Here is a 14,703-nt window from a genome sequence, read left to right as displayed (position 1 = left end):
CGCACGTCCTGCCCTGCCCCGGATCCGGACGGCGCTCGCGCAACCGCGCCGAGGCAACGACGCTTGGAGTGATGCAGTCGCTCGCGACCTGGAGACCGAGCGCATCTGCCGTTCCCTCGTGGCGCGTCTGCGAGACCTCCCGGATCGTGCGCCGGCCGACGAGGCATAGGCACCGTCACCTCGTATGCAGGGCGCGAGCCAAACCCCACGAGGTGTAGGGCCTGCCCGGCGGCCATCCGTCCGAACCGCCGACACCGTGCCGCCGCGACCAGGGGCTTCTATCCAGGCAATCGTCGACGCCTCGCGGTCGGCGTAGGGGCGCCGCGCTCTGTTCCCCGCAGTCGGGCAGGGCGCGCGGTGCTGGGCTTAGACCCGCCACCAGCGGTCCGCCTCAGCACGGGCCACTTCGGTGTCGTATGGAACGGCGTCGAAGTGGAGCTGCGGCGGGCGGGGGCACGGCACGGGGATGTGCGCCGGCGATGGGACCTCCCATACTGGGGCGTGACCGGCGAGATCACCGCTCCGGACGGCGCCCGGTTCATCGTGGGCGTGGACCACGAGGGAGACTGCCGGCGGGACCCCGGTTCGTGGCTCAGGTGCGGTTCTGGGTCAACGGCGAGGACATCGTCGAAGCGGCAGTCGATGAGGGCGGCCGCGGGCCGTATGCCGCCGAGGTGCTGCCGGCGGGGCGGCCCAGCCTACTCCGGGCCACCGGAGAGGCCCGCCGCCTGAAGCTGGGGGAACCCGAGTGCACTGGCGGGTGCTGCGGCTTTCTAGCCGTGGTCGTGCAGCGGTTCGGCGAGATCGTGCAGTGGTCGGACGCCGGACTCGGCGTGCCAGCCGGCGCCGAGTTCCTGCACAGCCTGGCGGGCGATGTCGGAGATGGAGAACGGGTACTCGGTGCCAGGTGCGGGGTCGTACCGATCCGTCGTCGTCGATGGTCATCCGCAGCCTGATGGTGCAGCAGCTCGTCCACTACGCCCAGCAGCAGGGTGTCCGTCATCTTTGCCCGGCTGTACGTCGCCCACGCCGGGCCGCCCGTACGCTCGCCGTATGGACAGACCCGCCACACTGCGGCCACCGCTGACCGAGGCCGAGATATCCGATGCCGAACTCACACTTGGTGTCCGCTTCCCCTCCGAGTACCGCACCTACCTCCGCGGCCCGGGCGCCCACGGCTTCACAGTGGTGCGCACCGACGGCGTGTGGCGGTGGCCGGGGGACGAGGTGCTGCGCGGCGACCTGCTGTCGGAGCCGTTCCCGCACCCCGACTCGTGCATGGAGGCCAACGCCGCCCTGCGGGACCGCAAGCCGCGGGAAGCGGACTTCGACGACCCCGCTGCGTTCACGGAGGCCTGGGCCGCCTGGGACGCGGAGTGCGAGGAGTTCGAGGACCGGAGGACGGCAGGCGCGATGCGCCTCCGAGCACACGGCTGCGGCTTCTCCACCCTGCTGGCAGTCACCGGTCCCCTGGCCGGCACGATGTGGTGGGACGGACGCGCCTCTTGCGACCTCATCGTCCCGCTCTGCCTCGACCCCGTGAACGCCAGCCAACCAGCCACCTTCGCGCAGTGGCTCGGCCGCGACTCCTTTGACCTGCTCCCCGGCTGGGCCCACCCCCGCACCATCACCGGCCCGACGTAGGCCGTCCCTCAGGACCTTGCCAAGCCCGCGACCCCCAGCACCGCGCCCCACCAGTTCATCCAGGCACCAAATGCTTCCCGAACAGCGACACCCGTCAACCGTGCGAGCCTCCGGGCCTGCCACGTAGCCACCATCAGATGCCCTTGCTCGCGCACTGCGGCCCACCTGCCGGTCGCTCGTCGCCCGCTTGCATCCGGTCAGCGTGATCAGCGTGTTCCGGTGGGGCTCGGTCAGCGCTATCGGTCGTCGTCAGACCGGTTCGGCTGAAACCACGGATCGCGCGGTCTCTTCCACCTGGATGTTCGCCTCGTGCTGCCGCGTGGCGGGCATTGCAACGTCATGTCCGAGCTTCAGTCGCTCCAGTCGCTTGGGTCGCTGTGCGTCGGGCTGCGTCATAGAGGGAGGCTTATACCGAGTTCACGCATGGCGTTGGACGGGGGGCCGCCTTCACTGCGCTCGGTCTTACGGCCCTTGACGCTGGGTTGGAGGGTGCTGGGATCGACGGCTTCGGCCGGGGCAGAGCTGGCGTAGAGGCCGTTGGGCTCGGTATCACGATCGTGTGGGAGGAGCCAGAAGACGCGACGGCGGAAGGTACCGGAGGCGCGGGATGCCTTGGCGGTGGTGTCAAGGACTGCATAGCCGATCATTCGGCCGTCGCGGTGGTAGGCGGGTTTGCCGGCGCGGGTGGGGAGGCGGTCGAGGCTCTGGCGGACGTAGTCGAGGCGGGAGATGTCCTCGAGCCAGACGATGTCGTTCTCGTGCTTGAGATCGTTCTCGCTGATCAGGGAACTCATGCCGTCTCCTCCTGGGCGAGCAGTCCGATGCCAGGGTAGTACTTCCTCGAATTCGACAAGATCATCTCTTTCGGGGAAGAAAGTCCGAGAAGTTCGCGCGCTCTGGCGGCGAAGGTGCGGTTGCTCATTGCCAGGCAGCCTTCGCTGCTGCACCAGGCCCGGTAGGCCTCGTAGAGGGTCTTCTGCTCGGTGCGGCAGTCGGGGCCCATGAGGCAGGCCTCGTCGAAGAAGCGGCCGGTGTGGTCCTCGGTCTCGGCGTAAGCGGTGGTGGCGATGCGGACCTTGTTGGGGCCGGTGAGGTCCTTCTCGCCGGCAAGGTAGCGGCGTGCTCCGTCGATGAGCCAGTTCAGGATTCCAGGGCCTTCCTCCCCGACGAGGATGTCGGCGAGGTTGTCGATCTTGCGGTCGTCCGAGACGGTGTGTTCGAAGGGGATCAGCCGCATGCGGCGCCAGAAGGCGAAGCCGCCGGTGCCGACTTCGGGGCGGTGGTTGCCGAGGAGCCATAGCTTGTGGGTGGGGTTGAAGGAGAAGAAGTCTTGCCGCATGCGGCGGGCCTTGATGCGGTCCCCTCCGGTGAGGAGCTTGACGCGGGCTTCGTCAAACTTGTCGCCGGGCTTGACCTCGGAGCACACGACGACGCGGCGTCCGTGGAGTTCGGCGAGGTCCGTGGGGTGGCCTTCGTAGGGGCGGGCCATGAGGAAGCCGGGTGGGGCAGCGTCGGCGTAGTCGCCGAGGAGTTTCATCAGGACGTCGAGGAGGACAGACTTGCCGTTCTTGCCGGCGCCGAAGAGGAACGGCATCACCTGTCCGCCGACGTCACCGGTGATGGAGTAGCCGAGCAGCAACTGTAGGAAGTCGATCATCCCGGTGCCTTCGGTGTCGTCGCCGAAGGTGTCGGCCAGGAATCGCTGGAACCTGGGGATCGGCACGGCGGCCGGGCCGACGGTCGTGGAGCGGGAGTGGAAGTCTTTGTTCGGGTCAGGCATGCGCACCAGCCCCGTGCGCAGGTCGACGATGCCAGCGGGAGTGCACAGGGCGTAGGGGTCGGCATCGAGGTGCTCGGCTCTGAGGACCATGCCGGGTGCGGATTTCGCCTGGGCAAGCAGGGCGTTGATCCCTGCTGTGCTCAGGGCTCGGCGGCGGTGCTTACGCAGGGCTTCGACGGGGTGTTCGCCAGTGGGGTCGGTGCTGGCGAGGTGTTCGCCGATCTCGCCGGCAGCCCAGAGGACGGAGTCGTCTTCGTCGACCTGCCAGCGGGTGGTGTCCCAGCGGTACCAGCCGAGGCCGGGGACGTGCCGGAAGTCTGCCTGGTAGAGCCGGATGAAGAGTTTGGCGTTGCCGCGGTCGGTGAGCGTGTCGGGCAGGAGGCCGTGCGCGGTCGCTTGGCCGACCGGGTTGGCAGTGGGGACGCCTTTCTGCTGAGGTGGCAGAACGGGGGCGGACTTGGCGATGATCTGCGCGGCGAGGTCATGGGGGTTAAAGTCGAACAGCATGTTCGACTCACCGCCTGCGGGACTGTTCACGGGCGGCTCCCAGGGTGAAGGGGGCGTAGGGCGCCGGCGGTCATACCGCTGCGGACGATGGCCTCGGCTCTGCGCTCCTGCCCAGGGCGAGCATGGCGGGCGGTCTGCAGGAGGGCGTCTCTGGCGTCGTTTTCGGTGAGGTGTCCGCCGGCTACGAGGCCTCCAAGAGTGTAGGCGGCCCGGTTGAGCTTCTCGGAGAAACCCGTGCCTTCGCTGCCACTGGCGCACTCGGCGACTTCGGCCAGGACGGTGGCCAGGGTGGCGAGAACTGGGTCGCCGCTCTGGCGCGCGGCAGCAACGGCCTGGCGGGCTCGGCCAGGTACGGGGCGAGGGGCCGGGACGTGGGCGGCGGGCAGGTGGTGGGTGCGCTGGAGTTCCTGGGCCAGCCACGGCGGGAGCGGTGCGGGGGTTCGGGAGGTACCGATCGGGGTGTAGACGCCGGCGTCAGTGACGGTGCCGGGCGCGATGATGTAGCCGCCGTCGGCTCGGACGTCGACCTGCCAGGCAAGCGCGCGGGTCTTGCTGGACCCCGAGGAACACTGCCAGCGGCGGCCGTCGCTGTTGCGGTACCAAACGTGCATTCCGCCAGAGGGGGTTCGGACGCGGAGGGTGGTGGTGTCGTCGGCGGGGCTGGCCTGGCCACGGAGGGCCGCGAGGACGGCGATTGTGTGGAAGCCGGTGGTCATCGCGGAGACGTCGATGTCCTCGGCAATCTCGAATCCGGGCAGGAGTCGGTTCCTGTCCGGGGGCTGGGAAGCGTGGGTATCGATGTCGATGATGACGAGGTCGGCTGGCCCGCAGGCAACGGCTACGCCCATCTGCGGGCGGGCGCCCCACCACTGCTGGATTCGGTGCATGTCCAGCGTTGCGGCGTGAAAGCCGTGGCACCAGCGGCCTTCCCCGCGGCAGGAGCAGGTGCGGTGGTCGTGGCCGGGCTCGCGGCACGCGGGGCAGTTGGCGGCTGGGGTCTTCCTGCCGGGGCTTAGCGGGTGGACGGGCCAGCCGAGGCTGGCGCACCAGCGGGCAAGGGCCAGCATGTCGGGTCCTGCGAGGGCAGGGGTGGCAGCGACTGTTGAGTCGCTGGGGGAAACCCCCAGGTCAGCAGGCATCCCGTTCCCCCAATAGCGACTGAAGCGACTCAATAACGGAGACAGCCTAGCGAAAACGCCCGTTCGAGCAGACCACCTTGGGCTAGGCGAGTCGTTCGGGCGGTCCATGCCAGCGACTGAACACTTGCGGCAGCGATTGAGTCGCTTCGGTCGCTGCTTTGAGTCGCTAGACATACGACCAGGTCAGAGGCTCCGGACCCAGGGGAACAGCGACTGAAGCGACTGTAGACACCTATATATGACACGCACACACGCGATCTGCACAGCTGATATATAGAATTTCGGTCACTTCAGTCGCTGTGCACCTGGTCTGTAGCCCTCTGACCTGGTGTTTTATGTCAGCGACTGAATGGGGCGACGGTCGCTCCGGTTCAGTCGCTGTCCCTGGGGTGAAGCGACTGAACACATCCGACCGTCGTCAGATCACGGGGAAGGCAGTGCGCAGACTCCGTCACCGCAGGGCCCTTGTGCCCAGGGGAGGATGGGCCATTGGCTGCTCAGGTTGCAGCACTGACTGCACCGGAGATCCAGGCGTAACTGGGTGGTGGCGAGTGCGGGGTCGCTGGCGGCGAGGCTTCGCGGGTCGGCGATCCGGCGGGCTAGGCGTTCCTCGGAGGCTCCGGTCAGGACGAGGAGGAGCCGGGGGAACGCCGGGTAGCGGTAGCGCCAGGCCGGCAGCGTGGCCTGGCGCCGGGGCGCACGGGAGCCTTTGGCCGTCTGGGGCCGACGCCGTCGCGCAGGTCGGTCTGCCGCGGAATCCGTTCAGACCTGCTGGAGGCTCCGGCGCCACCGGACCAGGCGGAGGTCATGGATCCCGAGAAGCCGCCTCCGCCGAGTGAGCCGGTGAGGCGCTCGCCGTACGCGGACGGCCCCCGGCGGGCGGCCCGCGCCATCAAGCGGCGCCGGCGGCGGGCCAGGCGCCGCTCGGAGACCGGGACCAGATCGAAGACAGCCTCCGCCCTCTCCCCGTCCTCGGTGCGGACCGAGGCCATGGCCGCGGCCAGCTGCTGCAGGGGGTCCGGGCTCAGGCCGAGGGAAGCGAGACCTTTGTAGTCGGGCAGGCCCACGGCGAGCTCGGCGCGCTGCACGTACCGGCGCGTGCTCGCCTGGACGGCGGGCACCTGCGCCGGCTTGGCGAGGGAGATGACGGCGGTCACGAGGTGCCTCCCGGGCCGAAGCGGACCGGTCGGATATCGGCCTGGCCGTGCTGGGTTCGGACCTCGACCTCGGCGAAGCCGGGCATGTTCAGGATCGCGGCCGCGGCGGCCGGGCCTTCGATGTAGCAGCGCATCTTGCCGTCCACGGCGGCGTACCGAAGGCGCACCGCGGACCCGCGGGCCGGTACGCCTGCGGCCGCGTAATGCACGCGACCGAGCTGCCGGGCCCAGCGGCCGACCTCTCCCTCGCTGGGATCGAAGGTCGCCGTCGGGATCGTCTCCACCTGGACCCGGTCAGCGAGGGCTTCCCGAATGAGGGCCGCGCGCCGGATCGTCCACCACACCCAGACCGCCGCCCCCAGGACGCTGAGGGTGACCAGGTAGAGGGCGCTCGCGTGCAGGATGGCCTGGAGCTGGGCGAAGAGCTCGTTGACCGACAGGCTCGGGAGACTCATGTCTGCCGGCCGGAGGTCGGCCGGGGCGGGGCGATGTGCTGCACAGTGCCTCCAGGTCGAGGATGAAAGAAGCCCTTCACCTGGACCAAGTAGGAGACGGCGGCCAGTTCAGACACCGCAACCGGATGCTTTACCTTCCCTTTGCGTTAGGGGTGGGTGCTGATAAATGCCCGGTGCTCCTCCGGCTTCGCTCGGCGTCGAAGTCATCCGGCGCTGCAGTCTCATTCACACCACAGTCCGTGAGGCGACCGCCTCGATCCCAGATGCCCGCAGCTTGCGGGCCAGGAGCTCCATCTCGGGGAGCGTCCCTGAGTACTGCCCGCTGAGGACCTGCTCCAGCACGGCCTTGACGCTGTCCAAGCCGATGCCAAGTTCCGCCCGCAGCACGCGCATGACGAGGGCGTTGCTCGTCGATCCGCTCAGGCGAACCCTCGCGCGCCCGCGCTCGGAGAGCAGTCGGCTACGCATTTCATCCGGCAGGTCACCGCCGCAAACGGCCAGCGTGAACCCACAGGTCGAACACGTCGACTCAACATCCCACCGCAGCGTCTCGCCCACCAGCGCCTGCACGCCGCACCACTCCGCCTCGGCACCGCACCCCTGGCACACAGCGGAGTACCTGATGGACTCGGCCAAGATCGACTTTTCCACAATTCCACCCCTCACCAGAGAAGAGGTTGAGCGGCATGTCGAACGTCTTCTCAGTGCTCACGGATCCTTGACCACCACCAGCCGTCCACCCTGGAGGCGTTCACCGGCCCAGGGTTCGGCAGTGTGCGACGCTCGAACTCGTCGTCGATACGAGCTTCCCGATGTCGTCCCGCTCCGCAGGGCTCCGTGAGAGCACCATCGACCGGTCGGCAGCCGAGAAATCCGGCTGCCGACCGCAGGCCGTGATGGCAGAGTCTGCCCATGGTCCTCCTGCGTTGCGAAGCGGTCCGATGGGTCGATGACGAACCCCAGCCCGGCCTGGTCGAAGTCCGCTTCACCGACGCCCATCACCAGCAATGGACCTTCATCGACAAGTGGCCTGTCTTCAGCGGTGAGGACCGGCACTCCGACTCCAGCTATCCCGTCGAAGTGGCAATCCTCTGCGACATCCTGACCAGCGGCAACAGCTCGGGCACCGCGGACACGGTCAAGATCTCCGTCGCCCCCTGGGGGCTGGAGTCACTCGACGGACGCATCGAGTTCGAAGTGCGGGCTGATCAGTTGACCCACAGCTGAGGTCCATGATCACAGGGCTCCGCCGACCGTCAGGTCGGCGGAGCCCACGCATGCTTTTTGCTCCCCACCTTCCTCACCTGTTCAAGCAACAACGAAGTGAGGCAAGGAGCGACCGCGGCCGTTTTCAAGGCTCTGGCCGGACAGGCTGAAGCCTCGGGAAGGGTGGCCGCAGCTTTTCGTTGCCGAACAACGCGCGCGTGCTCACTGTGCTGCGGGTCAGCTTCCGGCATCGGGTGATCTCGTAGGGGAACCAGTGCAGCCGGTATCCCGAACGACGAGGCATGGCGCCCGTAGCCACGCTCGGTGAGCCCCCACCTCCGCCGACGTGCAGGAGGTGGGGGCTCTGTGCTGCCCTTCGGCCGTCCGGCCTTGTCCGGATGCGTACAGCAGCAGTCCGGCAGACGCTGTCCTCATGTCGCAACAAACACCCCCGCCTGGGTGGGACCACTCGCCTGGCCAGGGAGGCCCGCCTCCACCTCGGAAGAGGAAGACAGGCAGGATCATCGGCTTCTCGTGCCTCGGCGTGATCGTGCTGGTGGTCGCACTATTCGTGGGCATCCTGGCCGTCGGGGGCGATAACGGCGAGGGGCCCGACCGAACTCCAGCCAGCCCCGCAAGCCGGTCAGCGGAGCGCGAGCGGCCGGAGGACGAGAGCGGAGCTCGCGGCGACGTACGGATCACAGCATGCGAGGTCGACCCCGCGACCAAGTGGCCGAGCGCGACACTGCTCATCACGAATCGGTCGAGCAAAGCCAGCAACTACGCCGTGGAAGTCGAGTTCGTCGACGCGTCCAACAAGCGCCTCGGTGAGGCGCTCACGGGATCGAGTGGGCTGGCAGCCGGGCAGCAGGCGACAGTGACGGCGTCGAGCCTGACGCCGGTGTCGGTCAAGATCACATGCCGGATCACGGACGTTACCCGCTATGCGTCCTGAGATTCGTTCCATGGTGTCCGGATGCGCGGGTGGGCCCGTCCCGGGTCCAGGGTGGACGTCATGACCGAGCCGCGCGTGATCGTCTACCCGCCCGACGAGACCGGCCGGCGGGTGCACGTCGACGAGAAGGTCCTCGGCCGTGCGACCAGCCTCACAGATCTGGCCGAGTTCCTGCGCCGGGCCGGGTGGCTCGACGAGGAGGACTGGCCGCCGATCGAGTGGCGTGGCGGCGGGCCCGAGCGGTGGAGTCGCTGAATTGTCTGCACAATCAGTCCCTCGAAAAGATGGCGACCACCGCCGTAGTGTCCGGCCATGGACTGGGGAGATGGATCTGCACTGGCCGCCGTCGCCATGTCGGGCGCGGCACTCATCGTGGCCGTGAAGGCCCGAGGAGACGGCAAGAAGTCGGCGAACGCTGCCGAGCGCTCTGCCGCAGCCGCTGAGGAGACACTGGCCGACCAGCGGCGGGAGGCAGATGAACGTCGCGCAGCCGCAGAGGAAGCCTCCAGGCCGCGGGTAGGCCTGGAGCTCATCCACGTGGACAGGGACGTGTACCGGTTGACGAATGAGGGGACCGCGCCCGCTATCAACATCACCTTCGAGGATGAAGACCTGCCTACGGTGTTCAAGCTTCGCGGTACGGGAGAGGTGACCTTGCAGCCCTACGAGGGCGTGGACTTCGAGATGGCCGGTGGCCTTCATGAGGCTCACATTCCGCCGCAGCTCTTCGCGAGGTGGAACGGGAGCGACGACTTCGTGCCTGTCCGGGTCCCGCCGAAGAACCGCAGCTAGTCGGCGACTACACCGGCCTCGGGCCGCCACCTCGGAGGTTGTCACACCAGCACGACATGATCCGCAGCATGCAACTCTGCACAGTCTGCGGCAGTGCCGACGCCATCAAGTGGGGCACATGGAAGCCATCACCAGCCTGTCCGCGCTGCCACGACGAGGCGCTCACCGCACGGCGCGCCGCCCTCGATGCCATGCCTACCTGCTTGTACAGGCTCTTTGACGTCTTCGGCAGGCTGCTCTATGTGGGCATCAGCTCCGACCTGAAGCGCAGGTGGAAGGAGCACCGGAAGACGCACTGGTGGTGGCCTCAGGTGGTCGAGCGGCAAGAGGAGTGGTTCGACCGACGGACAGCCGCCCATCAGGCAGAGCGGACGGCGGTCCGGGGCGAACTACCCCTGCACAATGCGGAGTCCTGGGGCGACTTGACGGGTGGGTTGCGTCCCACTCTTCCCGCCGGTGTCCCCGAGCGCCCTTCCCGCCCTGAAGAGGATGGCTGGCTTGAGGACGAGGTGACGGCTGCTCGCTACTGGCTGGACCTGGCGATCTGGAAGGCGCAGCTGCGGGAGGCTGCGCTCACGGCAGGTGAGCTTGCGGTCGTGCTTGCTCACCGACAGGGTCCAGCGGGTGCGGTCGATTGCCGCACCCGCCGGCCGGAACGCTAGTCCTCTTCCGTGTCGTCCTGCGTGTCGCCGAGCATCTTGTTCTTGTCGAACCTGCCGTTTTCGTCGGTCCAGCCGAGACGGTCGATCACGGCGCTCATGTTGACGGTGTCATAGTCGTCCTGCTTCAGCGGCTCGCATTCCTCCGGCTTACCGGTCTCGCCCTCGGGCCGTTCCACGAGCGCCTTGCGGCACAGTTCCACGGATTCGTCGTACGTCGGGCCGCTGGAGCATGCGGTCGTTCCAGCGACGAGCACGAGCGTGAGCGCGACGAGCGCGCGGCGGTTGTGCATGGTGTCCCCTCCGGTGTGAAGGCGCCAGGATGCCCGGTTTCAGGTGGCAATGACGCCTCTTTCGGACCACAGGGCACCGCATCCCTTGCACCGGGCACGGGGAGCGCCCCGCGGCCGCCGTACACCTCGATCGTCCCGCCGCAGGGGCACGGGCGGATGGACGCCAACTCCCTGCGGGCGTCCGCCAGGTCGAGCGCCCGTCTCGACCCGGCCGAGCGCGCCGGCCGCGCCCCGTCCGACGCGCCGGTGCTCCGCCACGCTCATCGGCCGGAACGGGCCCGGGCCGCCGTCCGCTCGTCCGGGCAGCCACAGGGCGGCGCGGATCGCGGTCCGGTCGCGGTTCTGCTGCCAGCGCCGCGGGTCGCAGGCGTCGCGGCGGGCGGCTTCGATCCGGCGCGCCCGGTCCTCGCAGTAGACGCGGTCCGCGCGGGTCCGGGCTGTCGCGGCGCGGGCCGGGGCCGGCGGCTGCTGCGGCGCGCGCGCACCACCCTCCGCTCCCCCGACCAGCTCGGCGCCCGCCCGGTCCCGATCAGCCTCGCCGTCCACGACGCCATGCACCTGGTCGAGGCCGCGCTCCTCGACACCGCCGACGAGATCGCCCGTGCCGTGCAGGCGCCAAGACCTTGCGGGCGCGCCCCACTCGGTGCGATCACCGTACCCGCCCCACGCACGCCCCGGAGCGCACCATGAACACCACCCTCACCCCCAGCAGCTCCGCCAGATCGCCTGCTTCTGGCCCGACCTCGACTGGGTGCGCCCTTCGTGTTGTCGTCAGTCGTCTGCGATGAGGTTCGGCGGTGGCTGAAGTGCGCCGTGGTCTGTTGCGCCGGGGGTTCGCTCGCTGGGCCACGTGTTGCACCAGTGGCAGGACCAGCGCAGGTTGTCGACCGTGTTCGGGCCGCCGTCGAAGCGCGAGACGACGTGGTCCAGGCTGCCGATCCGGCGTCCGATGTGGGCCCAGGGGAGGGGCTTGCGGGTCTCCGGGTGCATGGGCGCAGGCTCGACGGCGAGGGACCCGCAACTGGAGCATCGTCCGCGGGCGGCGGTCAGTATCGACACGACGTCGTTTGTGGTGATTCGTTCGGTGGGGCGTCCGCTCATCAGTCGGTTGCGGTTGGCTCGGACGGCTTTCCGACCGCACCAGTGCCGAATGTCGCGCATGGGGGTGTTGGCGAGGAAGGCTTCGAAGGTGAGCCATAGGGGTGGCGGCAGCAAGGTGCCGTCCGAAGTGGTGTCGGTGGCGGTCAAGTCCGGTCCCCCGTCGGCGTCTTGTGGTCTGCCGGTTGTCATCCTCGTTGGGCGTGCGGCGTCACGTTGGGGTTAATGCTTCCACGTGGCCGAAGAGGTCCATGTTGCTGGGGGCAACGTTCCAGGACATTTGGCCAGCCGGGGTCTGGACGATGATCACGGCCCACTCGGGGCTGCTGGGGTCGGTGTAGCCGATGTGGCCGGGGAAGAGGCTGGCGAGGTGTGCGACGAGTTGGACCCGTTCGCGGTCCGCCGAAGGCGTCGCCCAGGCCGCCGCCGAAGCTGCCGGCACCGACACCGGCCAGGCCGTGCGCCCCGTCCCGCTCGGCCTCGGCCCGCTCGGCGCGGGTGCGCTCCTCCAGGTAGTCCTTGCGGAGGCGGTCGGCCTCGCGGCCGAGCGTGTCCCGCTCGGTCGTGATCCGCTCAGCGCGCGCCCGCTCCTCCCTCAGCTTCCGGGCCAATGCGGCGCTGACGGCGTTGTGGCCGGCCTTGGTCGATGCGGAGGGTGGCCAGTTGGTGGTACGGGGCGTCGGAGGTGATGGTGTCGACGGTGTACCGCTCGGCGGGGTGCTCGGCTTCGTAGCGGCGCTCAGCTGACGACGCGTACGACCAGGAGGATCGGGCCCAGGTTGCTTTGCTGGGTGACCTCGACGACGCGGCCTGGCTTCGGGGCATGGACCACGTATCCGTAGCCGATCGCCAGGGCGACGTGTTCGGGGCGGGCGGCGGAGCCGACAGCGAAGAGAAGGTCTCCCGGCTGGATGGTGCTCGTCGGCACGACGCGGCCGTCGTGGATCTGGGTGTAGGTGGTACGGGTGATCTCCTTGCCGGCCACGCCGTACGCGCGCTGGGTCAGGGAGGAGCAGTCGCACCGCTCGGAGGCCTTTTTGCCGTGGGGGTTGGTGCAGCTGCCGCCCCACTGGTACGGGGTGTTGAGCTGGCCGAGGGCCCAGCGGATCGCCGTCTGTACCTGCGTCGGCGCGGTGGCCGGGATCTGGTAGCCCTCCGGGAGCGTGCCGGGCGGGATCTGCCCGAAGTCCACGTTTCCGCTTCCCTGGCCGGTGCACGCGCGCGGGCCGAAGCTGCCGCCGAGACCGGACTGTTGCGGCAGGGAACCGGCGGGCGCGGCGCCGAGGGTGGGGGCGATGGCCTGCTGGAGAGCGGTGGCGAGTGGCTCGTGCTTGGCGTACGCGGCGGGGAATCCGCTGCGCTGGACCTTCTGCGCGGCCACGGTCACGGGCATCTGCTCCCAGTCCTTTATCTTGACGAGCCCGTCGTAGAACTTCCCGGAGGAGTAGACAGGGTCCATGACCTGCTCCCGGGTCCCCCAGCCCTTGGAGGGCCGCTGCTGGAACAGGCCGAGAGAGTCGCGGTCGCCATGGTCTCGGTTGATCAGGGTGGACTCCTGGAGGGCCGTCGCGAGGGCGATGACCTATCCGCGGGCCGGCACCCGCTTCTGGATGCCGGTCGCGACGATGACCTTCGCGTTGGGGAGCTGCTTCCCAGGCTCGGAGAGGCCGGGACGTTGACGTCGCCGCTGCCGACGACCATTTCCTTGACCTTGCGGGCGATGTCGGCGGTCTCCGGGTCGAGTCCGGACTGGCCGCCGGCGGGGCAGCGGGCCGAGGCCGCCGCGGCCTCGGCCTCGCTCCGGCCGAGACCGGCGACGTGTGCCCCGGTCGCGGCCAGCAGGACGAGGCCCAGGCCGAGCAGGCCTGCAACACCAGCCCGCCACCCCTTGAACGTCTTCTTCATGAGCGGCGCCGTCGGCGGCCGCGGTCCAGACGCTGCCGGAGCTGCTGCTGGCGCGTCGAGGCCGCGGGCTGAATCGCGACCTGGCGGCGGGGCTGGCGGCGCCTCGTTGTCTGCGTGGCCGGGGGGCCGGCCGGCCCGGCCGGGAGCTGATTCGCCGGCGCGCCGGGCGCATTTTGCGGCGGGAGGAGCGGTGGCTGGCCCGGGTTGCCGGCGTTGCCCGGCTGGGGCTGGGGCTGGGGCTGGGGCTGGGGCTGGGGCTGGGGCTGCGGCTGCGGCTGGTGATGGGGCTGGTGATGGTGATGACCCGCAGGCCTGGCCGGTCGGCGGCCGCCGTTGCGCCCGGACTGGATTCGGTTCATCAGGGCGACGGTGCTGACGCTTGAACTCGTGGCGTAGCCGAGGGCGGCGATCGGGTTGTCCGAGGCGACCGCTACGCCGACCATCGCGGTGCGCACGGCCCCGCGGGTGACCTTGCGGGCGATCGACTGGTTCTTCGCCACCGGGGTGGAGGACGGCGTGAAGACGGAGCCGTTGGTCCCCCCGAACCGGGCGGCGGACATCTTGGCGCGGAAGTTCGCAGCGGCCTGCCTGGACTTGACCGTGAGGGCCTTGCGCTTCCTGATCGCGCCGATGCACACGATGTCCGCGGCCAGGAACCGGAGCGTGAGTCCGTTGCCCCAGTCCTGCTGCACGGGGTCGAGGACGGCCTGGATGATCAGAATGAGGACGGCGAGGCTGATGATGGAGGCGAGGAGCTGCCCAAGGGAGTGCAGGACGGATGCCGCCCAGTCCCACAGGTAGCCGCGGCCGGCGCCGGGCACCAGGCCGGCCACAAGGGCGGGTTCGGCCCGTACGGCGTCCCAGGCGATGCGGCACTGCGCGACGAGGAAGCTGCCGGCGACTCCGGCGATCAGGACGGTGACGATCAGCGCGGCGACAAGCAGGAAGATCGCGCCGCCGACCTTGTCCATCGAGGCCCGCCTCGCGGCCTGCGCGCCGCCCTGGACGCAGTCCTTGTTGAACTTTTTCAGCTGCTCCATCTGCTGGTTGATCGCCCGGTCGTAGGCGAGCTGCGTGGCGCGGTTGCCCAGCTCAAGAGCGATCTCGCCCCGT

The 14,703-nt window shown here is 69.2% G+C and carries 18 protein-coding genes and 1 pseudogene; 8 read left to right on the top strand and 11 right to left on the bottom strand.

The annotated features are described in order from the left end of the window. Positions 1 to 587 precede the first annotated feature (587 nt). Together ACZ6RC_RS32335 and ACZ6RC_RS32330 are read left to right on the top strand one after the other, a co-directional pair. Positions 588 to 956, top strand: a complete 369-nt coding sequence (locus ACZ6RC_RS32335) for a hypothetical protein (RefSeq protein ID WP_469590110.1) — start codon at positions 588 to 590, stop codon at positions 954 to 956. A gap of 97 nt (positions 957 to 1,053) precedes the next feature. Continuing rightward, positions 1,054 to 1,644 (top strand): SMI1/KNR4 family protein, encoded by a 591-nt coding sequence (locus tag ACZ6RC_RS32330; RefSeq protein WP_469590107.1) that lies wholly within the window; start codon positions 1,054 to 1,056, stop codon positions 1,642 to 1,644. 249 nt (positions 1,645 to 1,893) lie between these two features. Here the strand turns inward: ACZ6RC_RS32330 and ACZ6RC_RS32325 are convergent, their stop codons facing one another. The 7 genes from ACZ6RC_RS32325 to ACZ6RC_RS32295 form a co-directional block, all read right to left on the bottom strand. Continuing rightward, positions 1,894 to 2,040, bottom strand: a complete 147-nt coding sequence (locus ACZ6RC_RS32325) for a hypothetical protein (RefSeq protein ID WP_469590103.1) — start codon at positions 2,038 to 2,040, stop codon at positions 1,894 to 1,896. Continuing rightward, positions 2,037 to 2,438, bottom strand: a complete 402-nt coding sequence (locus tag ACZ6RC_RS32320; RefSeq protein ID WP_469590100.1) for a DUF6009 family protein — start codon at positions 2,436 to 2,438, stop codon at positions 2,037 to 2,039. The genes ACZ6RC_RS32325 and ACZ6RC_RS32320 overlap by 4 nt, the downstream gene beginning before the upstream one ends. Further along, the gene (locus ACZ6RC_RS32315; protein ID WP_469590116.1) at positions 2,435 to 3,931 is read right to left on the bottom strand and encodes a DNA primase family protein; all 1,497 of its coding nucleotides are present in this window, start codon (positions 3,929 to 3,931) and stop codon (positions 2,435 to 2,437) included. Before ACZ6RC_RS32315 ends, ACZ6RC_RS32320 begins: the two co-directional genes overlap by 4 nt. Before the next feature lie 26 nt (positions 3,932 to 3,957). Further along, positions 3,958 to 4,998 carry a bifunctional DNA primase/polymerase gene (locus ACZ6RC_RS32310; RefSeq protein WP_469590097.1) on the bottom strand — a complete coding sequence of 347 codons (1,041 nt, stop codon included), beginning with the start codon at positions 4,996 to 4,998 and terminating at the stop codon, positions 3,958 to 3,960. A 695-nt stretch (positions 4,999 to 5,693) separates the two neighbouring features. Continuing rightward, positions 5,694 to 6,227 carry a hypothetical protein gene (locus ACZ6RC_RS32305; protein WP_469590094.1) on the bottom strand — a complete coding sequence of 178 codons (534 nt, stop codon included), beginning with the start codon at positions 6,225 to 6,227 and terminating at the stop codon, positions 5,694 to 5,696. After that, the gene (locus tag ACZ6RC_RS32300) at positions 6,224 to 6,682 is read right to left on the bottom strand and encodes a hypothetical protein (protein ID WP_469590091.1); all 459 of its coding nucleotides are present in this window, start codon (positions 6,680 to 6,682) and stop codon (positions 6,224 to 6,226) included. The genes ACZ6RC_RS32305 and ACZ6RC_RS32300 overlap by 4 nt, the downstream gene beginning before the upstream one ends. Positions 6,683 to 6,907: 225 nt before the next feature. Then, positions 6,908 to 7,333, bottom strand: a complete 426-nt coding sequence (locus tag ACZ6RC_RS32295) for a hypothetical protein (protein ID WP_469590088.1) — start codon at positions 7,331 to 7,333, stop codon at positions 6,908 to 6,910. 261 nt (positions 7,334 to 7,594) lie between these two features. Between ACZ6RC_RS32295 and ACZ6RC_RS32290 the strand changes: the two genes are divergently transcribed. From ACZ6RC_RS32290 to ACZ6RC_RS32270, 5 genes are all read left to right on the top strand, one after another. After that, positions 7,595 to 7,909: a hypothetical protein gene (locus tag ACZ6RC_RS32290; RefSeq protein WP_469590083.1), complete on the top strand. Its 315-nt coding sequence runs from the start codon at positions 7,595 to 7,597 to the stop codon at positions 7,907 to 7,909. 523 nt (positions 7,910 to 8,432) lie between these two features. Then, the gene (locus tag ACZ6RC_RS32285) at positions 8,433 to 8,843 is read left to right on the top strand and encodes an FxLYD domain-containing protein (RefSeq protein ID WP_469590081.1); all 411 of its coding nucleotides are present in this window, start codon (positions 8,433 to 8,435) and stop codon (positions 8,841 to 8,843) included. 60 nt (positions 8,844 to 8,903) lie between these two features. Next, positions 8,904 to 9,098, top strand: a complete 195-nt coding sequence (locus ACZ6RC_RS32280) for a hypothetical protein (protein WP_469590078.1) — start codon at positions 8,904 to 8,906, stop codon at positions 9,096 to 9,098. 57 nt (positions 9,099 to 9,155) lie between these two features. Beyond that, positions 9,156 to 9,635 carry a hypothetical protein gene (locus ACZ6RC_RS32275; RefSeq protein ID WP_469590075.1) on the top strand — a complete coding sequence of 160 codons (480 nt, stop codon included), beginning with the start codon at positions 9,156 to 9,158 and terminating at the stop codon, positions 9,633 to 9,635. A 56-nt stretch (positions 9,636 to 9,691) separates the two neighbouring features. After that, complete coding sequence (locus ACZ6RC_RS32270; RefSeq protein ID WP_469590073.1) at positions 9,692 to 10,297, top strand: GIY-YIG nuclease family protein; 606 nt, start codon at positions 9,692 to 9,694, stop codon at positions 10,295 to 10,297. On the opposite strand, the gene ACZ6RC_RS32265 is transcribed toward ACZ6RC_RS32270, so the two are convergent. Then, positions 10,294 to 10,587: a hypothetical protein gene (locus ACZ6RC_RS32265; protein WP_469590071.1), complete on the bottom strand. Its 294-nt coding sequence runs from the start codon at positions 10,585 to 10,587 to the stop codon at positions 10,294 to 10,296. The genes ACZ6RC_RS32270 and ACZ6RC_RS32265 overlap by 4 nt on opposite strands. 156 nt (positions 10,588 to 10,743) lie before the next feature. On the opposite strand from ACZ6RC_RS32265, the gene ACZ6RC_RS32260 reads away from it, so the two are divergent. Next, positions 10,744 to 11,277 (top strand): hypothetical protein, encoded by a 534-nt coding sequence (locus tag ACZ6RC_RS32260; RefSeq protein WP_469590068.1) that lies wholly within the window; start codon positions 10,744 to 10,746, stop codon positions 11,275 to 11,277. 81 nt (positions 11,278 to 11,358) lie between these two features. Here ACZ6RC_RS32260 and ACZ6RC_RS32255 read toward each other — a convergent pair whose 3' ends face one another. The 3 genes and pseudogenes from ACZ6RC_RS32255 to ACZ6RC_RS32245 form a co-directional block, all read right to left on the bottom strand. After that, positions 11,359 to 11,835 (bottom strand): HNH endonuclease, encoded by a 477-nt coding sequence (locus ACZ6RC_RS32255; protein ID WP_469590065.1) that lies wholly within the window; start codon positions 11,833 to 11,835, stop codon positions 11,359 to 11,361. A 589-nt stretch (positions 11,836 to 12,424) separates the two neighbouring features. After that, positions 12,425 to 13,590 (bottom strand): annotated as a pseudogene (locus ACZ6RC_RS32250) (C40 family peptidase). Further along, a complete protein-coding gene (locus tag ACZ6RC_RS32245) occupies positions 13,587 to 14,630 on the bottom strand; it encodes a hypothetical protein (RefSeq protein WP_469590063.1) in 1,044 nt (347 codons plus the stop codon). Before ACZ6RC_RS32245 ends, ACZ6RC_RS32250 begins: the two are co-directional and overlap by 4 nt. Between the last annotated feature and the right edge of the window lie 73 nt (positions 14,631 to 14,703).

The organism is Streptomyces sp. NPDC048353 (genome assembly GCF_055587165.1).
The sequence above is the reverse complement of the archived record's forward strand: the minus strand, read 5'-3'. Positions and strand labels throughout refer to the sequence as shown.